25 protein-coding genes and 2 tRNA genes are annotated in these 24,781 nt (G+C 69.1%); 16 read left to right on the top strand and 11 right to left on the bottom strand.

The features are described from left to right. The first annotated feature begins 7 nt into the window (after positions 1-7). The 3 genes from rsmG to STARVERO_RS18990 are packed head-to-tail and all read left to right on the top strand — an operon-like array spanning position 8 to position 2,481. Positions 8-679, top strand: coding sequence for a 16S rRNA (guanine(527)-N(7))-methyltransferase RsmG (gene rsmG / locus STARVERO_RS19000; RefSeq protein ID WP_159600798.1), 672 nt, complete (start codon positions 8-10; stop codon positions 677-679). A gap of 13 nt (positions 680-692) precedes the next feature. After that, a complete protein-coding gene (locus STARVERO_RS18995; protein WP_272482961.1) occupies positions 693-1,559 on the top strand; it encodes a ParA family protein in 867 nt (288 codons plus the stop codon). A 10-nt stretch (positions 1,560-1,569) separates the two neighbouring features. Continuing rightward, positions 1,570-2,481, top strand: coding sequence for a ParB/RepB/Spo0J family partition protein (locus tag STARVERO_RS18990; protein WP_144341353.1), 912 nt, complete (start codon positions 1,570-1,572; stop codon positions 2,479-2,481). Between the two features lie 15 nt (positions 2,482-2,496). On the opposite strand, the gene holA is transcribed toward STARVERO_RS18990, so the two are convergent. From holA to STARVERO_RS18970, 4 genes are all read right to left on the bottom strand, one after another. Then, on the bottom strand, positions 2,497-3,522 hold the full coding sequence (holA, locus tag STARVERO_RS18985) for a DNA polymerase III subunit delta (RefSeq protein WP_159600796.1): 1,026 nt from the start codon (positions 3,520-3,522) through the stop codon (positions 2,497-2,499). Between the two features lie 6 nt (positions 3,523-3,528). Further along, a complete protein-coding gene (locus STARVERO_RS18980; protein WP_244616824.1) occupies positions 3,529-4,095 on the bottom strand; it encodes an LPS assembly lipoprotein LptE in 567 nt (188 codons plus the stop codon). Beyond that, positions 4,082-6,694: a leucine--tRNA ligase gene (gene leuS, locus STARVERO_RS18975; protein WP_159600794.1), complete on the bottom strand. Its 2,613-nt coding sequence runs from the start codon at positions 6,692-6,694 to the stop codon at positions 4,082-4,084. Before leuS ends, STARVERO_RS18980 begins: the two co-directional genes overlap by 14 nt. A 112-nt stretch (positions 6,695-6,806) precedes the next feature. Beyond that, on the bottom strand, positions 6,807-8,492 hold the full coding sequence (locus STARVERO_RS18970; RefSeq protein ID WP_159600792.1) for a sensor domain-containing diguanylate cyclase: 1,686 nt from the start codon (positions 8,490-8,492) through the stop codon (positions 6,807-6,809). 281 nt (positions 8,493-8,773) lie between these two features. On the opposite strand from STARVERO_RS18970, the gene STARVERO_RS18965 reads away from it, so the two are divergent. Continuing rightward, entirely contained in the window at positions 8,774-9,457 is a 684-nt protein-coding gene (locus STARVERO_RS18965) for a YggS family pyridoxal phosphate-dependent enzyme (protein WP_144341349.1), read from the top strand. Between the two features lie 9 nt (positions 9,458-9,466). Here STARVERO_RS18965 and STARVERO_RS18960 read toward each other — a convergent pair whose 3' ends face one another. Continuing rightward, the gene (locus STARVERO_RS18960) at positions 9,467-10,054 is read right to left on the bottom strand and encodes a L,D-transpeptidase family protein (protein ID WP_244616823.1); all 588 of its coding nucleotides are present in this window, start codon (positions 10,052-10,054) and stop codon (positions 9,467-9,469) included. A 216-nt stretch (positions 10,055-10,270) separates the two neighbouring features. On the opposite strand from STARVERO_RS18960, the gene STARVERO_RS18955 reads away from it, so the two are divergent. The 3 genes from STARVERO_RS18955 to arfB are packed head-to-tail and all read left to right on the top strand — an operon-like array spanning position 10,271 to position 11,973. Next, a complete protein-coding gene (locus STARVERO_RS18955; RefSeq protein WP_144341347.1) occupies positions 10,271-10,957 on the top strand; it encodes a response regulator transcription factor in 687 nt (228 codons plus the stop codon). 43 nt (positions 10,958-11,000) lie between these two features. Next, positions 11,001-11,486 (top strand): cyclic nucleotide-binding domain-containing protein, encoded by a 486-nt coding sequence (locus tag STARVERO_RS18950; RefSeq protein WP_159600788.1) that lies wholly within the window; start codon positions 11,001-11,003, stop codon positions 11,484-11,486. A 58-nt stretch (positions 11,487-11,544) separates the two neighbouring features. After that, positions 11,545-11,973 (top strand): alternative ribosome rescue aminoacyl-tRNA hydrolase ArfB, encoded by a 429-nt coding sequence (arfB, locus tag STARVERO_RS18945; protein ID WP_159600786.1) that lies wholly within the window; start codon positions 11,545-11,547, stop codon positions 11,971-11,973. 22 nt (positions 11,974-11,995) lie between these two features. Here arfB and STARVERO_RS18940 read toward each other — a convergent pair whose 3' ends face one another. Then, positions 11,996-12,217, bottom strand: coding sequence for a DUF1674 domain-containing protein (locus tag STARVERO_RS18940; protein ID WP_144341344.1), 222 nt, complete (start codon positions 12,215-12,217; stop codon positions 11,996-11,998). A gap of 147 nt (positions 12,218-12,364) precedes the next feature. On the opposite strand from STARVERO_RS18940, the gene htpX reads away from it, so the two are divergent. The 4 genes from htpX to STARVERO_RS18920 all read left to right on the top strand — a co-directional run bounded on the left by htpX (position 12,365) and on the right by STARVERO_RS18920 (position 15,673). Then, positions 12,365-13,348 carry a zinc metalloprotease HtpX gene (gene htpX, locus STARVERO_RS18935; RefSeq protein WP_159600784.1) on the top strand — a complete coding sequence of 328 codons (984 nt, stop codon included), beginning with the start codon at positions 12,365-12,367 and terminating at the stop codon, positions 13,346-13,348. An 88-nt stretch (positions 13,349-13,436) separates the two neighbouring features. Further along, positions 13,437-13,512 (top strand) — tRNA-Thr (locus STARVERO_RS18930). Between the two features lie 201 nt (positions 13,513-13,713). After that, positions 13,714-14,766, top strand: coding sequence for a YeiH family protein (locus tag STARVERO_RS18925; protein WP_159600782.1), 1,053 nt, complete (start codon positions 13,714-13,716; stop codon positions 14,764-14,766). Between the two features lie 19 nt (positions 14,767-14,785). Then, entirely contained in the window at positions 14,786-15,673 is an 888-nt protein-coding gene (locus tag STARVERO_RS18920; protein WP_159600780.1) for a LysR family transcriptional regulator, read from the top strand. Positions 15,674-15,728: 55 nt separating this feature from the next. Here the strand turns inward: STARVERO_RS18920 and STARVERO_RS18915 are convergent, their stop codons facing one another. Continuing rightward, on the bottom strand, positions 15,729-16,043 hold the full coding sequence (locus STARVERO_RS18915) for a hypothetical protein (protein WP_159600778.1): 315 nt from the start codon (positions 16,041-16,043) through the stop codon (positions 15,729-15,731). A 319-nt stretch (positions 16,044-16,362) separates the two neighbouring features. Between STARVERO_RS18915 and STARVERO_RS18910 the strand changes: the two genes are divergently transcribed. The 3 genes from STARVERO_RS18910 to STARVERO_RS18900 all read left to right on the top strand — a co-directional run bounded on the left by STARVERO_RS18910 (position 16,363) and on the right by STARVERO_RS18900 (position 17,412). Beyond that, positions 16,363-16,659 carry a hypothetical protein gene (locus STARVERO_RS18910; protein ID WP_159600776.1) on the top strand — a complete coding sequence of 99 codons (297 nt, stop codon included), beginning with the start codon at positions 16,363-16,365 and terminating at the stop codon, positions 16,657-16,659. Positions 16,660-16,701: 42 nt separating this feature from the next. After that, complete coding sequence (locus STARVERO_RS18905; protein WP_144341338.1) at positions 16,702-17,166, top strand: hypothetical protein; 465 nt, start codon at positions 16,702-16,704, stop codon at positions 17,164-17,166. 159 nt (positions 17,167-17,325) lie between these two features. Next, positions 17,326-17,412 (top strand) — tRNA-Leu (locus STARVERO_RS18900). A gap of 68 nt (positions 17,413-17,480) precedes the next feature. Here the strand turns inward: STARVERO_RS18900 and STARVERO_RS18895 are convergent. Both STARVERO_RS18895 and STARVERO_RS18890 read right to left on the bottom strand, forming a co-directional pair. Beyond that, the gene (locus STARVERO_RS18895; RefSeq protein ID WP_159600774.1) at positions 17,481-18,674 is read right to left on the bottom strand and encodes a glycosyltransferase; all 1,194 of its coding nucleotides are present in this window, start codon (positions 18,672-18,674) and stop codon (positions 17,481-17,483) included. Between the two features lie 63 nt (positions 18,675-18,737). Continuing rightward, positions 18,738-20,180 carry a mannose-1-phosphate guanylyltransferase/mannose-6-phosphate isomerase gene (locus STARVERO_RS18890; protein WP_159600772.1) on the bottom strand — a complete coding sequence of 481 codons (1,443 nt, stop codon included), beginning with the start codon at positions 20,178-20,180 and terminating at the stop codon, positions 18,738-18,740. Positions 20,181-20,334: 154 nt separating this feature from the next. Between STARVERO_RS18890 and STARVERO_RS18885 the strand changes: the two genes are divergently transcribed. Then, on the top strand, positions 20,335-21,711 hold the full coding sequence (locus STARVERO_RS18885) for a phosphohexomutase domain-containing protein (RefSeq protein WP_244616822.1): 1,377 nt from the start codon (positions 20,335-20,337) through the stop codon (positions 21,709-21,711). Between the two features lie 90 nt (positions 21,712-21,801). After that, on the top strand, positions 21,802-22,818 hold the full coding sequence (gene gmd / locus STARVERO_RS18880; protein WP_159600770.1) for a GDP-mannose 4,6-dehydratase: 1,017 nt from the start codon (positions 21,802-21,804) through the stop codon (positions 22,816-22,818). A 33-nt stretch (positions 22,819-22,851) separates the two neighbouring features. Here gmd and STARVERO_RS18875 read toward each other — a convergent pair whose 3' ends face one another. Both STARVERO_RS18875 and STARVERO_RS18870 read right to left on the bottom strand, forming a co-directional pair. Then, positions 22,852-23,739, bottom strand: a complete 888-nt coding sequence (locus STARVERO_RS18875; RefSeq protein ID WP_159600768.1) for an ABC transporter permease — start codon at positions 23,737-23,739, stop codon at positions 22,852-22,854. 30 nt (positions 23,740-23,769) lie between these two features. After that, on the bottom strand, positions 23,770-24,780 hold the full coding sequence (locus STARVERO_RS18870) for an ABC transporter permease (protein ID WP_159600766.1): 1,011 nt from the start codon (positions 24,778-24,780) through the stop codon (positions 23,770-23,772). Position 24,781: the final 1 nt, after the last annotated feature.

Raw genomic sequence — 24,781 nt, 5'->3', positions numbered from 1 at the left:
TGCGCTCATGACCGAAAGCGATTCGTCCGACCGCGCCCGCGCGCTGCAACTCACGCCTGTTTCACGTGAAACAGAGCAGCGGCTCGATGCCATTGTCGCGCTGCTGGAGAAATGGCAGCGGACGATCAATCTCGTCGCGCCGGCGACGCTGCCGCAGGTCTGGACACGCCATATCGCGGATTCGCTCCAGCTCGTGCCGCTGGCGGGGGAGGCGACCCGCTGGGTCGACCTCGGCTCCGGTGGGGGCTTTCCCGGTCTCGTGGTCGCGGCGGCGCTGGCCGAGCGGCGGGAGGCGGACGTGACCCTCGTGGAGAGCGACAGCCGCAAGGCGGCTTTCCTGCGCGAGGCGGCGCGCATCGCGGAACTGCCGGTGACGGTGCTGCCCGCCCGCATCGAACAGGTGGCGCCGAAGATCGCCGCCGGCGTGGAGATCGTCTCCGCCCGCGCGCTTGCGCCATTGCCGAAATTGCTGGAGCTGGCGGCGCCGTTCCTTGCGCAGGGGGCAACGGGACTGTTCCTCAAGGGACAAGATGTTGATAACGAATTGACCCAAGCCTCTAAATCTTGGAAACTCAAGGCTCAGATCAAGGACAGCCTGACCGATCGTGGAGGCCATGTCCTGATCGTCCGGGCGGCCGAGCCGCTGGTATCGACGTCACCGGGCTCCGCGCCCGTTTAGCAGGATCGACATCATGACGGATGAGGTTCCGCTCGCACCGAACGCGCCGCGCCCGATGCCGCGCGTACTCGCTCTCGCCAACCAGAAGGGTGGCGTCGGCAAGACCACGACGGCGATCAATCTCGGCACCGCGCTGGCGGCGATCGGTGAGACCGTGCTGATCGTCGACCTCGATCCGCAGGGCAACGCTTCCACCGGGCTCGGCATCGACCGGCGCAGCCGCCGCGTCTCGACCTATGACGTGCTGACCGGCGAGGTCGAGTTCCGCGACGCTATCCTCGAGACGGCGGTGCCACGACTGCACATCGCGCCTTCCACCATGGACCTTTCCGGCGTCGAGCTGGAGCTGGCCGGGCAACGCGACCGCGCCTATCGACTGCGCGATGCTATCCGGCGGCTGAACGCCCCGTCGGGGATGTCGATTCGCCAGCGGAACGATATCGACTACACCTATGTGCTGATCGACTGCCCGCCCTCGCTGAACCTGATCACGGTCAACGCCATGGCGGCGGCAAACGCCATTCTGGTGCCGCTGCAGTGCGAGTTCTTCGCGCTGGAAGGCTTGTCCCAGCTCCTGAAGACGGTGGAGCAGGTGCGTTCGACGCTCAATCCCGATCTTACCATCCACGGCGTCGTGCTGACCATGTTCGACGCGCGCAACAATCTCTCCAGCCAGGTGGTGGAGGATGTGCGGCAGTTCATGGGCGAAAAGGTCTACGAGACCATCATCCCCCGCAATGTCCGGGTGTCGGAGGCGCCGTCCTACGGGAAGCCGGTGCTGCTCTACGATCTCAAATGCGTCGGATCGCAGGCCTATCTTCGTCTCGCATCCGAAATAATCCAGCGCGAGCGGACCTTGCGCGCAACGGCGGCAGCGTGAGGAGGGCGTAATGGCGATGGCGGAAGACGGCGGACGTTCGCGGCTCGGGCGCGGCCTCGCGGCGCTGATCGGCGATATGGGCGACGACAGCGGCGCGGCGAACGATCGCGGCCGGTCGGGCGGCGGCGCCCGCAAGGTGCCGCTCGCCTTCCTGCGCCCGAACCCGCGCAACCCCCGCCGTACGTTCGCCGAGGAGGATCTGGAAGACCTCGCCGCCTCGATCCATGAGCGCGGCATCATCCAGCCGATCGTGGTCCGGCAGGTGGCCGGCGAGCGCGATGCCTATGAGATCGTCGCCGGCGAGCGCCGCTGGCGGGCCGCCCAGCGCGCCGGCGTCCACGAGGTGCCGATCGTCGTCGTCGAGGTGAACGACCGCGAGGCGCTCGAGATTGCGATCATCGAGAACGTCCAGCGCGCCGATCTCAACCCGCTGGAGGAGGCGGCTGGCTACCAGTCGCTCGCCGATCAGTTCGGCTATTCGCAGAACGATCTGGCGCGGGTGATCGGCAAGAGCCGCAGCCACGTCGCCAATACGATGCGCCTGCTGCGCCTGCCGGAGACGGTGAAGGAATATCTGGCGGATGGGCGCCTTTCCGCCGGCCACGCGCGTGCGCTGCTGACCCAGGACGATCCGGAAGCGCTCGCCCGGGCCATCGTCGAGCAGGGCATGAATGTGCGCGCCATCGAGGCGCTGGCGCAGGAGTTGAACGTCGCCAAGGCGGAAGCCGCCGGCAAGCCGCCGCGCAAGCCGAAGACGATTCCGGCGCTCGATGCCGACACCGCCGCGCTGCAGCGCAAGCTCTCCGACGAGCTGGGCCTTCAGGTGACGTTGAAGCACGATGGCGAGGCGGGCGAGATCCGCATCCGCTATTCCTCGCTCGACCAGCTGGACGAGGTGTGCCGCCGCCTGGCGGCGGGCTGAGGCGCCCGTTAATCGCTAGCCGCGCCGGGCCTGACCGGCGATCTGCAGAAGAACCCGTTCCGCCACCGATGGGCCGAGCGCCGCGTTGCGGCGCGCCGTCAGCAGCGCGTCGTCGAGGGCCAGAAGGGCGGTTTCCAGTCGTGCCGCGGTCCAGCTCCGAAGCGCCTTTTCGACCAGGGGCTTGCGCCGGAAATGAATGGCCGGCCGGGCGCCCTCGACCGCGCGCTCGACGCTGCCGCCGGTCTCAATGCCGAGACGCATCTGGTGCAGCGACTGCGCCGTACGGCACACCGCGCCGAGGATGATGTCCGCCCGCATGCCCTCGCCGATGGCCTTGGCGAAGGCCGTCGACATGTCTCCCGGCTGGCCGGCGAAGGTGCCGTCGGCGATCTCGTCGAGCGCGAGGCTCGAGGCATCGCCGACGATGGCGCGCACATGCTCGGGCGTGATGCGCGGCTCGCCGGCGGCATAGAGCAGCAGCTTGGCGATCTCGCCGCGCGAGGCCAGCCGGTCGCTGCCCAGGAGGCCCAGCAGCTCGGCACGCGCGTCGCGCTCGATGGAGATGCCGGCTTCCGCCGTCATGGTGTCGATCAGCCGGGAGAGGTCGCGGTCGGTGTCGGCGTAGCAGGTGATGGCGAGCGCGTGCGGCGAGCCCTCGCAGAGCGCCCGCAGGCCGGTGCCGCGCTTGAGGTCGCCGGCCTCGATGACCACGATGGCATTGGAGGGCGGGGAGGCGAGGAGAGCTTCGACGGCGGGGACGATGTTGCGCGCACCTGCCCGCAGCGAGACCACGCGCCGACCGCCGAACAGCGCGACCGTGCCGGCCTCGTCGACCAGCCGGCCGGGATCGCCGGAGATCTCGTCACCGTCCAGGCGGACGATGCCGAACGGATCGTCCGAGCCTTCGGCGGCGCGGGCGAGATAGGCGCGGGCGCGCTCGCGCACCAGCCCGCTGTCCGGGCCGAAGAGCAGGAGCACCGGGCGCAGCGGATCGATACGCGTCAGCGTCGCCTCGACGTCGCTCGGCCGGACCGCAACCATGGCGGTTCAGCTCTTGGGCGCGCGCGTCACGAAGAAGGAGGCGAGCTGGCTCTTGATCGATTCGGCGGCGACACGAGCCGAGCGGTTCTCCGCATCGCGGATGGCGCGGGCGCGGGCGAAGCGCTGATAGCCGCTGTCCAGCGAGGCCTTGCCGAAGGCGTTGCCGGTTTTCAGCGGGGTCTTCAGGTCGCCGACATCGAAGAGCTGCCAGTCGACGTCGACGGTCACCAGTTCGACTTCCGGCAGGCCGGTGAGCGGGCTCACCACGGCCGCCTCGGTGGTCGAATTGCGGACCTTGAGGATCAGCCGGTAGGGCGCTCCCACCGGGTTCCCGGCGCCGCCGGTCAGCTCGAAGATCAGGTCGTTTCGGACCTCGTTGCCGACGCGGCCGCCGGCGAAGGCGACCTCGACCTGGCTGAGGTTCTCGGCCAGCGCCGAACCCTGGCCCGGCGTCGTCTCGGCATACATGGGCTGGAAGCAGCCGGCGGTGGAAGCGGCGAGCAGCCCCGCGCAGGCGAGGCCGAGCAGGCGGCGGCGGGAGGGCATCGGGTTCATCCGGTCAGGCGACGACATTCACAATCCTCTGCGGCACCACGATGATACGCTTCGGCGCGCGTCCGTCGAGTGCCTGCGTGACGACATCGAGGGCAAGCACCGCCTTCTCGACCTCGCCGGGCGCGGCGTCCTTCGGCACGACGATCTCCCCGCGGCGCTTGCCGTTGATCTGAATCGGCAGCGTAACGGTGTCCTCGGCCAGCAGGGCGGGCTCGACGGCCGGCCACCGCGCCTCGGCGGCGAGGCCGGCAGTGCCCAGCACCTGCCAGCATTCCTCGGCGAGATGAGGCACCATCGGCGCGACCACGGCGACGAGGAAGGCCGCCGCCTCGCGCAGGGCGAAGGCGAGATCGGCCGGCACCTCGCCGCCCTTGCGGGCCGCGACCAGCGCATCGCCGAACACGTTGGCGAAGCTGTGCACGCGGGCGACGGCGACGTTGAAGCGCAGGCGCTCCACATCGTCCTCGACCTGCGCGGCGAGCTTGTGCGCGGCACGGCGCAGCGCGATCGATTCGGAACCGAAATCAGCCGGCCGGGCGACGTTCTCGGGCGCCAGGGCGAGGGCGTCGCCGACGAGGCGCCAGATGCGCTGAACGAAGCGCCAGGCGCCCTCGATGCCGGCGCTGGTCCATTCGCTGTCGCGCTCGGGCGGGGTGTCGGCCAGCATGAACCAGCGCGCGCAGTCGACGCCGTAGGTGTCGGCGACGATCTCCGGCGGCACCACGTTCTTCTTGGACTTCGACATCTTCTCGGGCGCGCCGATGGTCACGGGCTCGCCCGTTCCCACCTTCACCGGCTGCCCTTCGGCGTCGCGCTCGACCTCCTCGGGGAACAGCCAGCGTCCTTCCGCGTCCTTGTAGGTCTCGTGGACGATCATGCCCTGGGTGAAGAGGCCGGCGAAGGGCTCCTCCACCGACACCCGGCCGAGCTTCTTCAGCGTGCGGATGAAGAAGCGCGAATAGAGCAGGTGCAGGATCGCGTGCTCGATGCCGCCGATATACTGGTCGACCGGCAGCCACTTGTCGGCGGCAGCCTTCTGCAGCGGCGTGGTGCCGGGCTCCGAGGCGAAGCGCGCGAAGTACCAGGACGAATCCACGAAGGTGTCCATGGTGTCGGTCTCGCGCCGGGCCGGGGCGCCGCATTGCGGGCAGTCGACATGCTTCCACGTCGGATGGCGATCGAGCGGGTTGCCGGGCTGGTCGAAGGTCACGTCGTCCGGCAGGCGCACCGGCAGCTGGTCCTCGGGAACGGGAACCGGGCCGCAGGCGTCGCAATGGATGATCGGGATCGGGCAGCCCCAATAGCGCTGGCGCGAGATGCCCCAGTCGCGCAGGCGGAAATTCACCGCCCGCTCGCCGACCGGCGCGTTGCCGAGAACGTCGTTCTCGAGCCTCGCGGCGACGGCTTCCTTCGCCTCGGGAACCGCGAGGCCGTCGAGGAAGCGGGAATTATAGAGCGTGCCGTCGCCCTCATAGGGGCCGCCGGCGACCGAGAAGGTCGCGGGGTCGGCGTCCGGCGGCAGCACCACCGGGGTGATCGGCAGGCCGTATTTGCTGGCGAAGTCGAAGTCGCGCTGGTCGTGCGCCGGGCAGCCGAAGATGGCGCCGGTGCCGTATTCCATCAGCACGAAATTGGCGACGTAGACCGGCAGATCGGGACCGCCGAGCGGATGGCGCACCTTCAGTCCGGTGTCGAAGCCCATCTTTTCCTGCGTCTCGATCTCCGCCGTCGAGGTGCCGCCGCGGCGGCATTCCTCGACGAAGGCGGCAAGCGCCGGATTGCCGGCGGCAAGCGTCTCGGTCAGGGGATGGCCGGGGGAGAGCGCGAGGAAGGAGGCGCCGAACAGCGTGTCCGGACGGGTCGTGTAGACCTTGATCTCGCGGGGCAGGTCGGCCGGCGCGTTCTCCAGCGCGAAGCGCACGTGGAGGCCCTCGGAACGGCCGATCCAGTTGCGCTGCATGAGGCGCACCTTGTCCGGCCAGCGGTCCAGCGTGTCGAGGCCGTCGAGCAGCTCCTGCGCCAGCGCGGTGATGCGGAAGAACCACTGGGCGAGCTTGCGGCGCTCGACCAGCGCGCCGGAGCGCCAGCCGCGGCCGTCGATCACCTGCTCATTGGCGAGCACGGTGTTGTCGACCGGGTCCCAGTTCACTTCGCTCTCGCGGCGGTAGACGAAGCCGCCCTTGAGGAATTCGAGGAAGATGCGCTGCTGCTCGCCGTAATATTCCGGGTCGCAGGTGGCGATCTCGCGCGACCAGTCCAGCGACAGTCCCAGCAGCTTGAGCTGGTCGCGCATGGTGGCGATGTTCTCGTAGGTCCACTTGCCCGGATGGGTCTTGCGCTCGATCGCGGCGTTCTCCGCCGGCAGGCCGAAGGCGTCCCAGCCCATGGGGTGCAGGACGTTGAAGCCCTTCATGCGCTTGAAGCGTGCGACGACGTCGCCCATCACATAGTTGCGGCCATGGCCGATATGGATGCGCCCGGAAGGATAGGGGAACATCTCGAGCACGTAGTATTTGGGACGCGGATCGTCGTTGCGGGTGCGGAAGATGCCGCGTTCGTCCCAGATCTTCTGCCAGCGGGGCTCGGCCTCGCGGGCATTGTAACGCTCGGTGGTCATGGCAGGCTTCTATATGGGCAGGCTGTTGAAATGGCGGACGTCGCGAGGATGACCGCTTGCGGATAATGGCGCCGGACTAGGCACCAAGTCGTGCGCCCGGTCAACCTTCGGCTCAGCCCTCGGCGGCGCGGCGGGCGTCGTCTGCGGTGCCGGCGCCGACCGTCTTCGCGCTGCGCACCTCGTTGCGGCCGGCGGCCTTCGCCTCGTAGAGCGCCTTGTCGGCCGCCGCCACCAGATCGCTGACCGCCAGTGCCGGCCCCGGATCGCAGGCGGCGCAGCCGATGCTGACCGTGACCACGCCGGTCACGCCGGTGGGATGCTCGATGGCGAGGCTCTCGATCGCCCGGCGCAGCCTCTGCCCGACCTCCGTCGCGGCGGCGAGAGTGGCGCCAGGCATCAGTACGGCGAATTCCTCGCCGCCGACGCGGGCGACCATGTCCGAGCTGCGGATCGTCGAGGCGATGGTCTGGGCGACGAGGCGGATACAGTGGTCGCCTTCCTGGTGGCCGTGGTGGTCGTTGAACGCCTTGAACTTGTCGATGTCGATCATGAGCATGCCGAGCCGCGTCGCCGTGTTCCACTGCAGGGCGAGCGCGGCGTCGAAGCTGCGGCGGTTGGCGATGCCGGTCAGCGGGTCGAGGCTGGCGAGCGAGTTGAGGCGACGGTTGGCGTTGCGCAGGGCCGATTCCCGGCGGGTGAGCTCGCCCGCCATGTGCTCGAAGGCCACCACCAGCGGCTGGAGCTCGGTGATCAGCAGGTGGGCGGTCGGCGCCTCCTCGGTCTCGCCGCGGCCGAAACGGACGAGGCGGTTGGCGAGCGCCTGCACGGGGGCGACGATGAGCCGTTCGCCGGCGAGCCAGAAGGTGCACAGGATGATGCCGCTGAGCACGAGCAGCATCAGGCCCGCGGACCAGGTGGCCCGCTCGACCGGCTTCAGGATGATCGCCTCGTCGACGCCGACGAGCAGGTGCAGATTGGTGGCGGGCAGGCGCGTGAAGGCGTAGAGGCGCACGCCGTCCGGCCCTTCGGCGAGGATGGTGCCGCGCGTGCGGCTCATGGCGCGGGCCACCGGCGCGGTGTCCGACAGGTCCATGCGGGCCGTGACCGGCAGGCCGTCCGGATAGGTCATGACCAGCGCGCCGGCGGGGTCGACGATGATGACCTGCGCCGTCGGTCCGAGGTCGGACAGGAATTCGCGCGGCAGCAGGTCGCTCAGCTCGATACGGGCGACGAGCACCGCGACGACGTCGCCGTTTTCCCCGATGACCGGCTGGGCGGCATAGAGGCTGGGCGTGCCGGTGACGTAGCTGACCGATACCGATTCGAGGGACGGGATGCCGCGCATCGCGATGCGGAAATAGTCGCGGGTCGACAGGTCGAGGCCGACCGCGCCGTTCGCCGTGCCGCAACGAACGATCCCGTTCGGCGCCACGATGGTCAGCGATGCGATGGAGGGCGAGCTTTCGAGCACCGGCCGCAGCGCCTGGCAGTGCGAGGGTGCGTCTGGCGTCATGCCCGGATCGGGCACCGATGGCGTCTGGTCCGACGGCGTGGCGGTGTAGAGCGCGTTGTCCACCGGCACCGTGCCGGGCGTCGCGGCGAGGGTGGAGAGCACGGCGTGGGCGCTGGACACGGCGGCGCTGAACTGGCCGACGCCGCGCTCCAGCAGGTCCGTCACGTGGCTTTCCGCCGCGGCGAGATTGTCCATGTGCAGCCGGACGATGCTGTAGGTGCGCTCGCTCGCGACGATGGTCATGACCAGCAGCGCGAAGACCGCCAGCCGGATCCGCAGGCTCACTGTCCGCGGCCGTGGCCTCTGTCCCCCTGCCGGAGGAGCGAGCCGGGGCGGCGGAGCGGAAGGGTCGGAAACGGGGGTCGGACCCCGATCGCTGGTCAAGTTGTTCTCGCGGCGTGCTTTATGTGGCTGCGGACGTTATCGGCCAGCCGTCGCTGCCGCAAGGGCAGGCGGTAGCCGCTACGGGGCCTCGGGACGTCTGTTCCGGATCGCCTGTTTCGGGCACCTCTATTGACAGCATCGGTGCGGCCCGGCCATGCCTCCCTCCACGATAGGTGGTGGCGATGACGGGCGATCTGTCAATGGAAGTGTCGAGCCGGCTCGGCGAGGTGCGGGAGCGGATCGCGCAGGCGTGCCGCGATGCCGGCCGCGATCCGGCGCAGGTCCATCTGGTCGCGGTTTCCAAGACCTTCGGTCCGGAGCATATCCTGCCGGTCCTCGAGGCGGGCCAGCGCCTGTTCGGCGAGAACCGGGTGCAGGAATCCAAGGCCAAGTGGCCGGAATTGCGGGCCCGCTTCCCCGATCTGGAACTGCATCTGATCGGCCCGTTGCAGACCAACAAGGTGCGCGAGGCGCTCGGCCTGTTCGACGTCATCCACACGCTCGACCGTCCCTCGCTGGCGGCGGCGCTGGCCAAGGAGTTCGCGAAGCTCGACGGGCGCCCGGCGCCGCGCCTTCTGGTGCAGGTCAACACCGGCGAGGAGCCGCAGAAGGCGGGCGTCGTGCCGCAGGAGGCCGACGCCTTCATCGCCGAATGCCGCGACGTCCACGGGCTGGCGATCGACGGGCTGATGTGCATCCCTCCGGCGGACGAGCCCGCCGCGCCGCACTTCGCCCTGCTCGCCAAGATCGCCCGCCGCAACGGCCTGTCCACGCTCTCCATGGGCATGAGCGGCGACTATGAGACCGCCATCGCGCTCGGCGCCACCTATGTGCGGGTGGGCAGCGCCATCTTCGGCGGGCGCTGAGGCGCGCCTCTACACTACCTCGATCGCCGTGCGCGGCGACATGCGGGCGAGCAGGCGCCGGAGATCGGCGCGGCGGAAGGCGATGCAACCGGCGGTGGGCTCGAAGGCGCCGCGCGCCAGATGCAGGAAGACGGCGGAGCCGCGCCGCGCCCGGCGCGGGCGGGCGTTGTGGTCGAGGACGATCACCAGGTCGTAGAGCCCGTCGGTCCGCCACATCTCCTCATGCGAGGCCTTGAACGGCCGGCGGATCGGGCGGTTGTAGCGCCCGTCGCCGGGATCGTCGCACCAGCCGTCGTCGGGCCGGGTGCGGCGGACCGGCAGGCCGGTGACCGGGCGCGGGCCGTGATCGGCGCGGTAGCGCACCTCGCGCGGATGCCAGACGCCCCGCGGCGTGGCGCCGTCGCCCTCGCGCTTGTCGGCGCGGACGCCGGAACGGCCGAGCGCGACGGGAATGGCGCGGCCATCGAGAAACAGCCAGCCCCGCTGGCGATCCCGCAGCTCCGCCCCCGGCCGCGTGACCACCCGCAGGCGGGCGGCGCGGGAGCGCGCGAGCGGCAAATTCCTGCGGGTTTCTTTGCGAAGGGGCTTCTTCTTCACGCGTTTTCCGTTCACGATCACGTCACGAACCCGCTCCTACGTCGATCTGCGGGCCGGCCGACTCTTGCCGAACGCGCCCCGCCTGCCTACTCCGGGACGTGGGGCATCCATCCGACGCTGCGCAAGGTGGACGCGCGGCGTGCCACGAACAAGTGCTTCCGTCGGCGGCCTTGCGGAAACGCGGATATTCGGAAAGCGGACATTCGGGAACGCGACATGGCGAACGCTCAACGAGTTTTGGTGGTCGACGACGACAAGGACCTGCGCGAGGCGCTGGTCGAGCAGCTCTCGCTCTATGACGAGTTCGAGGTGGTCGCCGTCGATACCGCCCAGGCCGCCATCAACGAGGTCGAGGCGCAGCGCGTCGATCTCGTGCTGATGGATGTCGGCCTGCCGGACAAGGACGGGCGCGAGGCCGTGCGCGTGATGCGCGAGGGCGGCTTCAAGGCGCCGGTGATCATGCTCACCGGGCACGACACCGACAGCGACACCATCATGGGGCTGGAAGCGGGCGCCAACGACTATGTGGCCAAGCCGTTCCGCTTCGCGGTGCTGCTGGCCCGCATCCGCGCCCAGATGCGCTCGCACGAGGCGAGCGAGGACGCGATCTTCACCATCGGCCCGTACACGTTCCGTCCCGGCGCCAAGATGCTGGTGACCGAGCGCAACTCGAAAATCCGGCTCACCGAGAAGGAGACGGCGATCCTGCGCTATCTCTACCGGGCCGGAAAGAAGCCGGTGGCGCGCGAAATCCTGCTGCAGGAAGTGTGGGGCTATAATTCCGGCGTCACCACGCACACGCTGGAAACCCACATCTATCGCCTGCGCCAGAAGATCGAAAAGGACCCCTCGCACCCCAATCTCCTTGCCACGGAGGCTGGAGGCTACAAATTGCTGCCCTGAGCGGGACGATTGATTCGTCCCGCCGTGGAGTTTCGCCTGCCGAATGTCCATCGAGGACGACATCGCCTTTCTGGAACGTGTGCCGACGCTGACGCTGATCGGCCGTGAGGCTCTGCGGGTGATCGCCATCAGCCTGGAGCACTATTCCGTGGCGCGCGGACAGGCGCTGTTCCGCGAGGGCGATCCGGCCGATTGCGCCTATGTCGTGCATCGCGGCAGTTTCGCCATCACCCGCGCGGATCCCGCCCTGGCCCGCCGGCCCGGCCAGGCGGTGCAGGTGGGCCCCACCGCTCTTCTGGGCGAGATGGCCCTGCTCACCGACACCAGGCGGCCCGCCACCGCCACGGCGCTGGAAGATGCGGAAGTGATGCGCATTCCCCGCATGGTGTTCCTGCGCACGCTGGAAGGCTACCCCGACGCCGCCCGGCGGCTGACGCGCGAGCTCAGCGCGCAGCTCGGCACCACGCTGGCCGAGCTCGACAAGGTGCGCCAGCGGCTGGAGGCGATCGACGGCGAGCCGCGTCCATGACCGGGTGGCGGCACATCGCTGATGCGGTCCCGGCCTTCGCGCCGTTCGCGATTCCCGCATGATTCCCGTCGCCCCGCGCGTCTGGCTCGACGAGGACGAGATCGTCGAGAGCTTCGTGCGTGCCTCCGGTCCCGGCGGGCAGAACGTCAACAAGGTCTCGACGGCGGTGCAGCTGCGCTTCGACGTGCGCGGCTCGAAGACGCTGCCCGACGCGGTGAAGGAGCGGCTGGAACGCCTCGCCGGCCGGCGGCTCACCAAGGAAGGGGTGATTGTGCTGGTGGCGCAGCGCTACCGCACGCAGGAACAGAACCGCGCCGACGCGGTCGCCCGGCTGGTCGAGATGGTGCGCGAGGCGGCGGTGGTGCCGGTCACGCGCCGCCCGACACGCCCGACGCTCGGCTCGAAGCTGCGGCGGCTCGAGGGCAAGGCGCGGCGCGCCGGCGTGAAGGCGATGCGGCGCGACAAGCCGGGAACGGGCGGCGACTGACCGGGGGCGAAGCCCGTCGGCGTCAGAAATCCGAGGCGATGCCCTTCACTTCCCAGTCGCCATAGCGCACGGGCTCGGGGCCGTCGCGGCCGTCGATTTCCTTCGGGCCGGTGAAAGGCTGCGCGGCGGCGCGCCGGGCGGCGGCCTCGGCCAGCGCCCGCTCGGCGGCGGGCGTAAGCGGGCGGGCGGCCGGCTGCGACGGAGCGGCCGGCGTGTCGCCGGAAGCGGGATCGGGACGGGTCATGGCGACATTGGAACCACCGGCGGGCGCACCGCGTCAAGCGTGCCGTCCTTCCCGAACGATCTTGCGGGCATCGGCGGCGCCTCCCATTCTATCCCTACGGCAGCCGCCGGCCGACAGAGGAGACGGCGGCACGGTTAAGAGGGTCCGATGAACTATTTCCGTACGGCGATTCTGCTCGCGGGCATGACCGCGCTGTTCATGGCCGTCGGCTACATGCTGGGCGGGCGCGGCGGCATGATGATCGCGCTGCTCTTCGCCGCCGGCACGAACCTGTTCAGCTACTGGAATTCCGACCGCATGGTGCTGTCGATGTACGGTGCCCGCGAGGTCGACCGCTCCAGCGCGCCGGACTTCTACAACATGGTGGAGGCGCTGGCGGCGCGGGCGGGCCTGCCCATGCCGCGCGTCTATCTCATCGACAATCCCCAGCCCAACGCCTTCGCCACCGGCCGCAACCCGCAGAACGCCGCCGTGGCCGCCACCACCGGCCTGCTCAACGCGCTCTCGCGGGAGGAGGTGGCCGGCGTGATGGCGCACGAGTTGGCGCATGTGAAGAACTACGACACGCTGACCATGACGATCACCGCCACGCTGGCGGGTGCCATCTCCATGCTCGCCAACTTCGCCATGTTCTTCGGCGGCAACCGCAACAACAACAATCCCTTCGGCGTCATCGGCACCATCGCGATGATGATCCTCGCCCCGCTCGCCGCCATGGTGGTGCAGATGGCGGTCTCGCGTTCGCGCGAATATGTGGCCGACCGGCTCGGCGCGCAGATCTGCGGCCAGCCGCTGTGGCTCGCCTCGGCGCTGGGCAAGATCGCCAATGCCGCCCACCGCATCCCCAACATGCCGGCCGAGCACAATCCGGCGACGGCGCATATGTTCATCATCAACCCGCTGTCGGGCGAGCGGATGGACAGCTTGTTCTCCACCCATCCCAACACCGAGAACCGCATCGCGGCGCTGGAAGCGCTGGCGCGGGAGATGGGCGGCGGCTTTTCCCAGCCGGGCTCTTCCGGCGCGTGGGCCGGCGGCGCGCCGCAGGCTCCCCGACCGGCGACGGATCGGTCGTCGGATCCCTGGGGGCGCGGCACCGGGAGCGGTGGCCGGCGCGGCCCGTGGGGCTGACGGATTCCGGGAAGGCGCCGGGCAAAAGCCGCCCCGCATCAGGCGACGCTTGAAAAAAAGGGGCGTCGCGGCTATCAGAGCCGCGCGTGCCGCTTTAGCTCAGTTGGTAGAGCATCGCATTCGTAATGCGGAGGTCGTCAGTTCGAGTCTGACAAGCGGCACCATCTACCGTTCGGCGCGGCCATGGGCCCCGGCATTCCCTGCTGAATTCAATCCCGATGCGACACCTCGTGCGGCTCATAGCGTCCGCCGGCGGAGTCTTTGCGCCAGATCGTTCGTTTTTACCGAACGATTTGTGCGATATTATCCGTTGGATCGAATGATCGGCGCTTGCGATCAAGGACCGTCACCCAGGAGGGACGGTCATGGTCGCCCATGTCGATGTTGCGGATACGGATTTCGCCGATGCTCGCAAGGCTTCCAAGCCCCGTCATTACGGCATCTGGCCCGGCATCGCCCTCACGGCGGCGATCGCCGGCGCGGCCTACGGCCTGCGGCAGATTCCGTTCGTCGGCGTCCTCAGCCCGATGATCCTGGCGATCATGATCGGCATCGGTTTCCACAATCTCATCGGCACCCCGGTCCGGGCCCGCGAGGGCGTGGTCTTTGCGATGCGGCGGGTGCTGCGGGCGGCCATCGTGCTGCTGGGCCTCCAGCTCACGGCGGCGCAGGTGGCGGAGGTTGGGGCGAGTGGCCTCGCCGTCATCGCGCTCACCCTTGCGGCCACCTTCCTGTTCACCACCTGGCTCGGCCGGCTGATGGGCGTCGAGCGCGGCCTCGCCGAGCTGATCGCGGCGGGCACCTCGATCTGCGGCGCCTCGGCGGTGATCGCCACCAACACGGTGACGCGGGCGCCGGACGAGGATGTCGCCTATGCGGTGGCCTGCGTCACCGTCTTCGGCTCGGTGGCGATGTTCCTCTATCCGCTGCTGCCGCAGGTGCTGGACCTCGCCCCGCATGCTTACGGGCTCTGGGCCGGCGCCTCGATCCACGAGATCGCGCAGGTGGTCGCCGCCGCCTATCAGGACGGCCCGGCGGCCGGCGATTTCGGCACCGTCGCCAAGCTCTCGCGCGTCATGCTGCTGGCACCGGTGGTCATCGTGCTGGGGCTGATGGCGACCCGGCGGGCGGCGCGCCACGGCCACGGCGCCACGCGCGCCCGTCCGCCCATGCCGTGGTTCGTGCTCGGCTTCCTCGGCATGGTCGCGGTCAACAGCGTGGTGACGATGCCGGCGGAACTGAAGTCCGTCATCGTGCTCGTCACCACCTTCCTGCTTTCCATGGCGCTGGCGGCGATGGGGCTGGAGACGGATATCGGCAAGCTGCGCGCCAAGGGTATGAGGCCCTTCCTGCTCGGCTTCGCCGCCTTCCTCTTCATCGCCGCCTTCAGCCTGATGCTGGTGAAGATGACCGCATGAACGACCGGCCGGGAGACCCATGACGCTCGAGCAGTTGCGTATCTTCGTCGCCGTCGCCGAGCGCGAGCACGTCACCCTGGCGGCGCGCGATCTCAACCTGACCCAGTCGGCGACCAGTGCGGCGGTGGCGGCACTGGAGGCGCGCCACGCCACCCGCCTGTTCGACCGCGTGGGCCGCGGCATCGTGCTGACGCAGGCGGGCCGGCTGTTCCTCGACGAGGCCCGCGCCGTGCTCGCCCGCGCCGCGGCGGCGGAGAAGGTCCTTGCCGATCTCGCCGGCCTCGCGCACGGCACGCTGGCGCTGGCGGGCAGCCAGACCGTCGCCAACTACTGGCTGCCGCCGCTGATCGAGCGTTTCCGCGCGCGCTATCCCGGCATCGCGACCAGCCTGGCGATCGGCAACACCGATTTCGTCGCCGCCTGCGTGCGCGACGGGGCGGCCGATCTCGGCTTCGTCGAAGGCGAGGTGGACGCGCCGGTGCTCACCGCGACGGCGGTGGCGGAGGACGAGATGGTGCTGGTGGCGCCGGTCACCCATCCCTGGGCATGGCGCGCGCCGCGCGATGCCGGGCAGCTGGCGGAAGGGCCGTGGGTGCTGCGCGAGCCGGGCTCGGGCACGCGGGCGATCTTCGAGGCGCATCTGCAGGGCCTCGGCGTGGCGCCGCAGGCCCTGCGCGTGGTGCTGGAATATCCGTCCAACGAGGCGGTGCGGGCGGCGGTGGAAGCCGGCAGCGGCGTCACCGTCATCTCGCATCGCGTGGTCGAGGGATCGATTCGCGCCGGGACGATGGCGCTGATCGAGTTTCCCGTTCCCTCGCGCCGCTTCCTGGCCCTGCGCCACCGCGAGCGCTACGCCACCAAGGCGACGCAGGCCTTCCTCGACTTGGCTTCGGACGGCCATACGTAAGACAAGGGCGCGGAACCGGTCCGCGCCCTCTTCGATCCGGATGGCTCGCGCCGCGTCAGCGCCAGACGTACCAGCAGCGACGCACCGGGCGGCCCCAGCGGTCACGGCGCCAGCCGCACACGCGCCGCCGCCGGCGACGGCGCTGACGCCGATAGGCGCCGGGAGGGCCCCAGTACTGGGTCGATTCGACGGGCGTGCCGTCGGGGGTCGTGCCGGCCGCCTCGACGGCGGCGTCGCCGAGCGCATCCTCCGGCGTCAGGTCCTTGAGCTGGCCAAGGACGGTGGCCTGGGCCGGCGAAAGCATAGCCCCGGCGGCAACGCCGGCACCGAGAGCGCCGGCAAGACCGAGCAGAAAGCCACGTCTGTCCACTTCAACCTCCACTATCGTCCCGCTCCGGAAAGGAGCCGGGCCCGCCACGACAACGCGTCGCGTGCGGTTTGGTTTGCCGACCACCTGCCACGCTGGCGCGCAATCGCGGCCATGATGGGGCACCATCGTGCCGGAATTGGGCACCGCCGACGCTCGCCGGCCGCCCGTTCGCGGGAAAATGGCGGGTATCATTATCGCACCCTTCTATTCCGGCGCTCGGTGTCCAGGCACCATGCCGCGGCGGTAAAGGGACAAGGTGCGGCTTGTCCCCGGCAGGTCGACGGGCAATAGTCGGGCGACGATTCGCAAGAGGTCGGATATGAGCAAATTCGCGACGACGATGCGTGCGGGGCTGGTCCTCGCCGTTGTCCTGCCGGCGTTGGCGGTGAGCCAGCCGGTCTATGCCCACAACTCGACGGGTGCGCTGATCGGCGGCCTGGTCGCCGGCGCGCTGATCGGCTCGGTCGCCACCGCCGCGACGCAGCCGCCCCGGACCTACTACTACGCGCCCCCGCCGCCGCCGGCCTATTATGTGCCGGCGCGTCCGGTGCCGGCTTACGGCCCCGGCTATTGCGGCGCGCCGCCCTATCCGCCGTGCCGCACGCCGGTCTACTGAGACCTGCCCTTCCATCCTTCGGTCACGTGCCAGGGTCATCCGATGTTCAAGACGACAGCTACCGCCCTTTGCCTGATGCTGGGCGTTGCCACCGCACAGGCGCAGGACGCCGCGCCGGCTCCCGCCGCCGATGCGGCGCAGGCGGCCGCGCCGGGCGCCGCCGAGGCCCTGCCGCCGAACGCCGACTGCACCTTCGACAAGGTGTTCGTCTGCGACGCTTCCGGCGGCTGCGCGCCGTCCAAGGAGCTCGGCACCATCGATCTGCCGGCCCGCTTCCTCGTGCATTATGGCGAACAGGTCATTGCCAGCGTCTCCGATGACGACCTGCCGCATATCAGCCCGATCCAGAGCATCATCGGCGAGGGCGACACGATCATCGTCGACGGCAACGATCATCTGTCGGCCTGGGCCATCCAGCTCTCGCGCTCCAAGTCGGAAGTGACGCTGACCACCCTTGCCGGCGGCAAGGTGCTGAGCGCCTTCGGCACCTGCAAGCCGGCGCCCTGAGCGGCGCCTGCCGAGCGGGGCGACCGGCGGGGCCTCGGCCGCGTCGTGCATCGCCCCGTGAAGGCCGGGTCGGACTTGCCCATGGCGCGCGGGCCGCTATAGTCCGCGCGCTTCGCCGGCGCGCCAGCAGCGCGCCACCGGAAGGACCGGACCGGCGGCGCGGGTGTGGCGGAACTGGTAGACGCGACGGACTCAAAATCCGTTTCTGGTGACAGAGTGTCGGTTCGAGTCCGACCACCCGCACCATGGCCGAGGCCGTGGCTTTTCCTTCTGACCCCGAAGATCCATGGCTCCCGGCGCATTGGCCGGCGCTCCTAGCGCATCTCCTGCCGGAGCTCGCGGAGCCTTGCTCCCACCGCCTCGAAGGAATGATGGGCCTTGAGATGGGCATGGCCGGCGCCGATCCGGGCCGCCGCGTCGTCGGGCCGGTCATAGATGCTGCGCAGGATCAGCGCCGCGTGTGCGACGTTCGGCTCCGCCCAATAGCTTCCCGCCGCATCCGGATAGTCGCCGGCGGACAGCCGGACCCGATGATAGGCCACGGGATAACCGGTGATCGGCGTGATGAAATCGCGCGTGCCGCCGAAATCGGTGGCGACCACGATCTTGCCGCTCGCCAGCGCCTCCGCACAGCCGAGACCGAATCCTTCCGAGCGGTGCAGCGACAGGAACACGTTGCACCCGGCGATCAGCCCGTCCATTCGCGTGCGTGAGATCGTCTCGTCGATGATCGTGATGCGCCGGTCCCCGGCCGTGAGCGCCCGGAGCTGCTGCGCGGCGTCCGGTTGCGGAGCACCACGGGCCTTGATGACGAGCTGCGCGTCCTCGCTTCCCGCCGGAAAGGCGGAGAGGAAGGCGCGCACGGCCCCGAGCGGGTTCTTCCGCGCCATGACCGAGTCGTAGTCGAAGAAGCTCAGGATCTGGAGGGGGCCTTCGAAGACCGGCGCGGCCGGCGGCAGCGGCGGAAGGCGGACGGGCTGGCGGACGAGATGCACCGGCCGGTTCTGCTCGCGCGCCAGCATGTCGCGGATGAAGGTGCTCGGCGCCCAATAGGCGTCGAAACGTTCGATGTCCGGGCCTATCGAGGCCGGCGCGGTCGGCAGTTCCCAGAACGGGTAGCCGATCCTGATGCGGTTTCGGGACGAGCGCGCCGCGAAGATGCCGACGTCGAGCAGGCCGAAGACCGACAGCGCGATGTCGTGCCGCCCGGCATCCGTCAGGCGGTCGAGCAGCCTTTCGTCGCTCTCCCGTCCGGGCAGCGGCGCATTGACGAGGGCGGTGGGTATGTCTGCGGCGTCGAGCGCGGCGACGAGCAGTCGCGTCGCTTCGCCGAGCCCTATTTCGGAGAGAAGATAGCCGATGACGTCGAAACCGAAGCCCGGCGCACCCTTGCCGGCTTCCGGCAAAGCGTCCGAGGCGGACGCCTGACGCACGGCGTCGGGCTCATGGGGCGGTGAATCATCCTGCTGGCGGCCGGCGACGACATCGGAAACTGCACCGTCCGTCATTCTGTTACCCGGTCTGTCCGGCATGCAGACACGATACGGGCGATGGCCCGTCTTCGCAGTCGGTCAGCCTTTTGCCCCCTGGCCCCGCGCGTACACGTCTTCATAGCGGATGATGTCGTCATCGCCCAGATAGGTGCCGGTCTGGACCTCGATCAACACCATGGGAACCTTGCCGGGATTCTCCATCCGGTGGATCGCGCCGAGGGGGACGTAGACGGACTGGTTCTCGGTCAGCAGCCGCACCTCGCCGTCCACCGTGACCTGCGCGGTGCCGGAGACCACGATCCAGTGCTCGGAGCGGTGGAAATGGCTCTGCAGCGACAGCGCGGCGCCGGGATGCACGACGATGCGCTTCACCTGGAAGCGCTCGCCGAGGACCAGCGTCTCGAACCAGCCCCAGGGCCGGTGGTCGCGCGGAAAATTCTCGGCCTGCCGCACGCCCTTCGCCTTGAGCGCCGTCACCGCCTGTTTGACGTCCTGCGCCCGGTCGCGGTCCGCCACCAGCACGGCGTCCGGCATGGCGACGACGATCAGCTCCTTCAGGCCGATGCCGACGAGTTCCAGATTGTCGGCTTCCGAGCGCAGCAGCGTGTCCTCGCAGTCGATGGCGGTCACGGGGCCATGCGTCGCCACGCCGCGCGCGTCCGGCTCGCCCTCGCGCAGCACCGAGGCCCAGTCGCCGAGGTCCGACCAGTCGCCGCCGAACGGCACGACCTGCAGGTTGGAGGAGCGCTCCATGATCGCGTAGTCGACGGAGATCTCCTCCGCCAGCCGCCACGGCTCTTCCGCCAGCCGCAGGAAGCCGAGATCGGTGCGGGCCTCCTCGACCGCGCGGCGCACCGGCGTGACCATCTGCGGGGCATGCGTCTCGAAGGCGGCGAGCGCCGTCCTCACCGACATCAGGACGATGCCAGCGTTCCACAGGTAGCGCCCGTCCGCCAGCATGGTGGCGGCGCGCTCGGCCGCCGGCTTCTCGACGAAGCGCCGGAGCGGAATGGCGGCCGGCCGGGCCTCTTCCGGCGGATGGGCCAGCTCCAGCCAGCCATAGCCGGTCTCCGGCCGCGTCGGGCGGATGCCGAAGGTGACGATCTGCCCGTCGGCCGCGGCGGGAAGGCCGGCGCGCACGGCGGCGGAGAAGGCCGCGCGGTCGGGCATGACCTGATCGGAAGGCATCACCAGCAGGAGGGCTTCGGGGTCACGCGCCGCCAGGAACTGCACCGCCGCGAGAATGGCGGGTGCCGTGTTGCGCGGGCGCGGCTCGATGAGGATTGCGCCGGGATCGATGCCCGCTTCCGCCAGCTGCTCGGTGACGATAAAGCGGAAATCCGAATTGGTGATGATGACGGGCGCCATCACGTCCGGCCCGGCGATCCGCTGCGCGGCGGCCTGGAACAGCGTCTCGCCGTCCCCGAGCTTGACGAACTGCTTCGGGTAGCTCTTGCGGGAGAGTGGCCAGAGCCGCGTGCCGGAGCCGCCGCACAGAAGAACGGGATAGAGATGGGGCATGATGCGCCGGTGATTTGCTACCGCTGCGATAAGTCGAATTTATCTCTAATGTCGTTATGAATAAAGGCAAGCCAAACATCATGGCTTGACCACAATCAAACGACAGGGTGCACTGCAAAAAATCCAGATCACACCACTGGCTCGATGGAGTGCGATGCCTATGCTTACCTGCTTCAAGGCCTACGACATTCGCGGTCGTCTTGGAGAAGAACTGAACGAGGACATCGCCCGCAGGATCGGGCGCGCCTTCGTCGAGGCGCTGTCGGCCCGGCGGGTCGTCATCGGCCGCGACTGCCGCGCCTCCTCCGAATCGCTGGCGGCGGCCTGCATCGAGGGCCTCACCGCCGGCGGCGTCGAGGTGCTCGACCTCGGCCTGTGCGGCACCGAGGAAATGTATTTCGCCGTGACGCATTTCGGCGCCGATGGCGGCATCGAGGTGACGGCCTCCCACAACCCCATGGACTATAACGGCATGAAGCTGGTGCGGAAGGGTTCCGCCCCGCTCGACACCGCGACCGGGCTGGCGGCGATCCGCGCGCTGGCGGAAGGGCCGGAGCTGCCGTCCGTTTCCGGCGGAACGGTGGTGCCGGCCGAGGGCGCGCGCGCGGCCTATGTCGAGCGGGTGCTGTCCTTCGTCGACCAGACGCAGCTCCGCCCGCTGACCATCCTGGTCAATGCCGGCAACGGCGCGGCCGGGCCGACCTTCGACGCCATCGCCGCGGAGCTTGCCGCGCGCGGCGCGCCGCTGACCTTCCTGCGCCTGCATCACGAGCCGGACGGCAGCTTCCCGAACGGCATTCCCAATCCGCTCCTGCCGGAGAACCAGCCGGTCACCGGGCGGGCGGTGGTCGAGGCGGGTGCCGACATGGGCGTCGCCTGGGACGGCGATTTCGACCGCTGCTTCCTGTTCGACCACAATGGCCGCTTCATTCCCGGCGAGTACATTGTGGGGCTGCTGGCCGAGGTCTTCCTCACCAAGGAGCCCGGCGCGACTATCGTCCACGATCCGCGCGTCGTGTGGAACACGCAGCACGTGGTGGCGCGCGCCGGCGGGCACGCCGTGCAGGCCCGCACCGGCCACGCCTTCCTCAAGCAGGCGCTGCGCGACACCGGCGCCATCTATGGCGGCGAGATGTCGGCGCACCATTATTTCCGCGACTTCATGGCCTGCGATTCCGGCATGATCCCGTGGCTGCTGGTGGCCGAGCTGATGGGGCGCACCGGCAAGAGCCTGTCGGAGCTGGTGTCGGACCGCATGGCGGCCTTCCCGTCCTCCGGCGAGATCAACTTCCGCATCGCCAATCCCGAGGCCGCCATCGCGCGGGTCGAGGCCGCGCTCTCCGGCCAGAATCCCGCCCGCGACGAGACCGACGGCCTGTCGCTGGCCTTCACCGACTGGCGGCTGAACCTGCGCAAGTCGAACACCGAGCCGCTGCTGCGCCTGAACGTCGAGGCCCGTTCGCAGGACGGCGGGATCGAGCGGCGGGTGGCGGACCTGACCGACCTCATCCGCGCCGAGAGCGGGGCCTGAACGCCGGTTTGATCAAGCGCCTTTATCGGGAGGACTTCTGTCGGTAGCTTGCGACCACCTAGGTGGGCACGGTTACGACGGAGTTCTCCCGTGAAAAGTGCATTGATTACGGGGATTACGGGCCAGGACGGCTCCTATCTCGCGAAGCTTCTGCTCGAGAAGGGCTACCGCGTTACCGGCGCGGTCCGGCGTAATTCCCAGACGGAAATCGCGCGCCTGCAGCGGCTCGGCATCGCCGACGACATCACCTTCGTCGATTTCGAGCTCGGCGAGATCAACAACATCACGCGGCTCATCCGCGGCACGGCGTTCGACGAGATCTACAATCTCGCGGCGCAGAGCTTCGTCGGCTCGTCCTGGGAGCAGCCGATCTACGCCGCCGACGTCAACGGGCTCGGCGTCGCCCGCCTTCTCGATTGCATCCGCACCTATACGCCGCAGACGCGCTTCTACCAGGCCTCGACCTCCGAGATGTTCGGCCTGGTGCGCGAGGTCCCGCAGAGCGAGACGACGCCCTTCCACCCGCGCTCGCCCTATGGCGTGGCGAAGGTCTACGGGCACTTCATCACGGTGAACTACCGCGAATCCTTCGGGCTGCACGCCTCGTCGGGCATCCTGTTCAACCATGAAAGCCCGCTGCGGGGGCCGGAATTCGTCACCCGCAAGATCACCCTCGCCCTCGCCCGCTTCGCGCGCGGCGAGCACGTGCCGGTGGATCTCGGCAATCTCAACGCGCAGCGCGACTGGGGCTTCGCCGGCGACTATGTCGAGGGCATGTGGCGCATGCTCCAGCAGGACAAGGCCGACGACTACGTGCTCGCCACCGGCGTCACCACCACGATCCGCGACTTCGTGCGCTTCGCCGCCGAGGCGCTGGATCTCGACCTCGAATGGTCCGGCGAGGAGATGACGGAGATGGCCGTCGACCGCAGGAGCGGCAAGGTGGCGGTGCGGGTGAACCCGAAATTCCACCGTCCCGCCGAGGTCGATCTGCTGCTCGGCGATTCCAGCAAGGCGCGCGGCACGCTCGGCTGGCAGCCGAAGGTGACCGTCCGCGAGCTCGCGGCGATGATGGCGCGGGCCGATTACGACGGCTGGCAGGGCTGACGGGGAACGGGCTGGGGCGGACGATTTCCCGTCTCAGCCCATGGCCGGCGCCGGCGTGCCGGAAAGCTCGGCCTCCTCCTCCGCCAGCGCCGCGCGCTGCCGGCGCGCGGCGGCAGCATCGGCCCGCCGCTTGTAGACCTCGTAGGCGATGGCGCCGAGGATCGTCGCGGCGACGATGATGACGGCGAGCGCCGAGATCGCCGGCGTCGAGCCCTGCCGCACGCGCCCGGCCAGCACCGTGGTCAGCGTCTTGTCCGAGAGGATGGAGAAGGTCGTGGTGTTGTAGTTCTCGAAGGAGGACAGGAACGCCAGCACCGCCGCCGAGGCCAGCGCAGGCTTAAGGAAGGGCAGCAGGATATGGCGGAAGACCTGCGGATAAGTGGCGCCGAGATCGAGCGCCGCCTCCTCCTGCGCGCGGTCGAAGCGCTGGAGGCGGGCGAGGATGATCAGCATGCAATAGGCGGAGATGAAGCTCGCCTGTCCCAGGACGGTGAGCACCACGCCGTCATAGAGGAAGCGCGTGCCGGTCTGCCCGGTGAACTGGCGCCAGAACACCACGGTGGAGATGCCGATGATGATGCCCGGCGTGAGCACCGGTGAGACCACGACGAGATAATAGGCCGAGCGCACCCGCGCCTGTATCTGCGTCATCACGATGGCGCCGGCGAGCCCGATGGGCACGGAGATGGCGACCACCAGCAGGCCGATCCAGATGCTCATGCGCAGGCCGGTCATCATGTCCTGGTCGGCGAACAGCATGGCGAACCAGTCCAGCGTCACGCCCTCGATCGGCCAGACCTGCGGGTATTGCGGGGTGTTGAAGGCGGAGACGCCCATCACCGCCAGCGGGCCGAGCAGGTACAGGAAGAAGACCACGATATAGACCGCGAACAGGACGCGCTGGAACGGGTCGGCTTTCATCGCGTGATCTCCGTCATCGCGTCATTTCCATCATCGCGTGATCTCTCCGAGGCTGAGACGGAACGCCTTGAGCACCAGCAGCACGAAGACGATGCAGGTGACGAGCAGGATGAAGGCGTAGGCCGCGCCCTGCGGCCAGTTGAAGGCCTGGTAGAAGCGGTCATAGACGATGGGCGTGAACCACAGCGTGCGCGGCCCGCCCAGCACCAGCGGCGCGGCCAGCGCGCCGGCGGTGAGCATGAACACCAGCGTGCAGCCCGAGGCGATGCCCGGCTTGGCGTGCGGCATGACGATGAAGGCGTGGATGTGCCACCACGGCGCCCCGAGGTCCCGCGCCGCTTCGACCTGATTCTTGTCGAGGCTTTCGATGGCGTTGTAGAGCGGGAAGATCATCATCAGCAGGTAGGCGTAGCTGAGGCCCATATAGAGGCCGATATCGGCGCCGAGGAAATCGACGGGCTCGCTCGTCAGCCCCACCCCCATCAGCATCTGGTTGATGATGCCGCCCGAGGAGAGCAGCACGCGGAAGGCGAAGGCGCGCAGGATCTCGTTCACCCAGTAGGGCAGGATGAGCAGCAGCAGCAGGATGCGCAGCCGTGCCGCCGTTGCCGACTGCGCCATGTGGAAGGCGAGCGGGTAGCAGATGGCGAAATTGAGCACGGTGATGGCGATGCTCACCCCGATGGTGAGCAGGAAGGCCTTGATGTGCAGCCAGTTCCACGCGTCGGTCGAGGTGGTCGAGCCGAACAGGAAATAGCGGTAGTTCTCCAGCGTGTAGACGTCCTTCGGCCCGCCCATCTGCGCCGGCGGCAGCTTCGGGCGGAACGACATGTCCACCATGGCGAGCTGCGGCAGCAGGATGATGAAGAAGGCCCAGAAGCCGACCGCGATGATGAGGTAGAGGCCGACGCCGAGCCCGTTGCGCTGGAAGAAGCCCGGCCCGGTGGCGGTGCCGGTGCGCCGCTCATGGGCGGCGAGCGCGAAGAAGGCGAGCGCGACGGCGAGGGGCAGGCCGAGGACGAAGGCGAGGCTGCCGCTCATC

It is taken from the genome of Starkeya nomas, assembly GCF_902703545.1.
Lineage (GTDB): Bacteria > Pseudomonadota > Alphaproteobacteria > Rhizobiales > Xanthobacteraceae > Ancylobacter > Ancylobacter moscoviensis.
The sequence above is the reverse complement of the archived record's forward strand: the minus strand, read 5'-3'. Positions and strand labels throughout refer to the sequence as shown.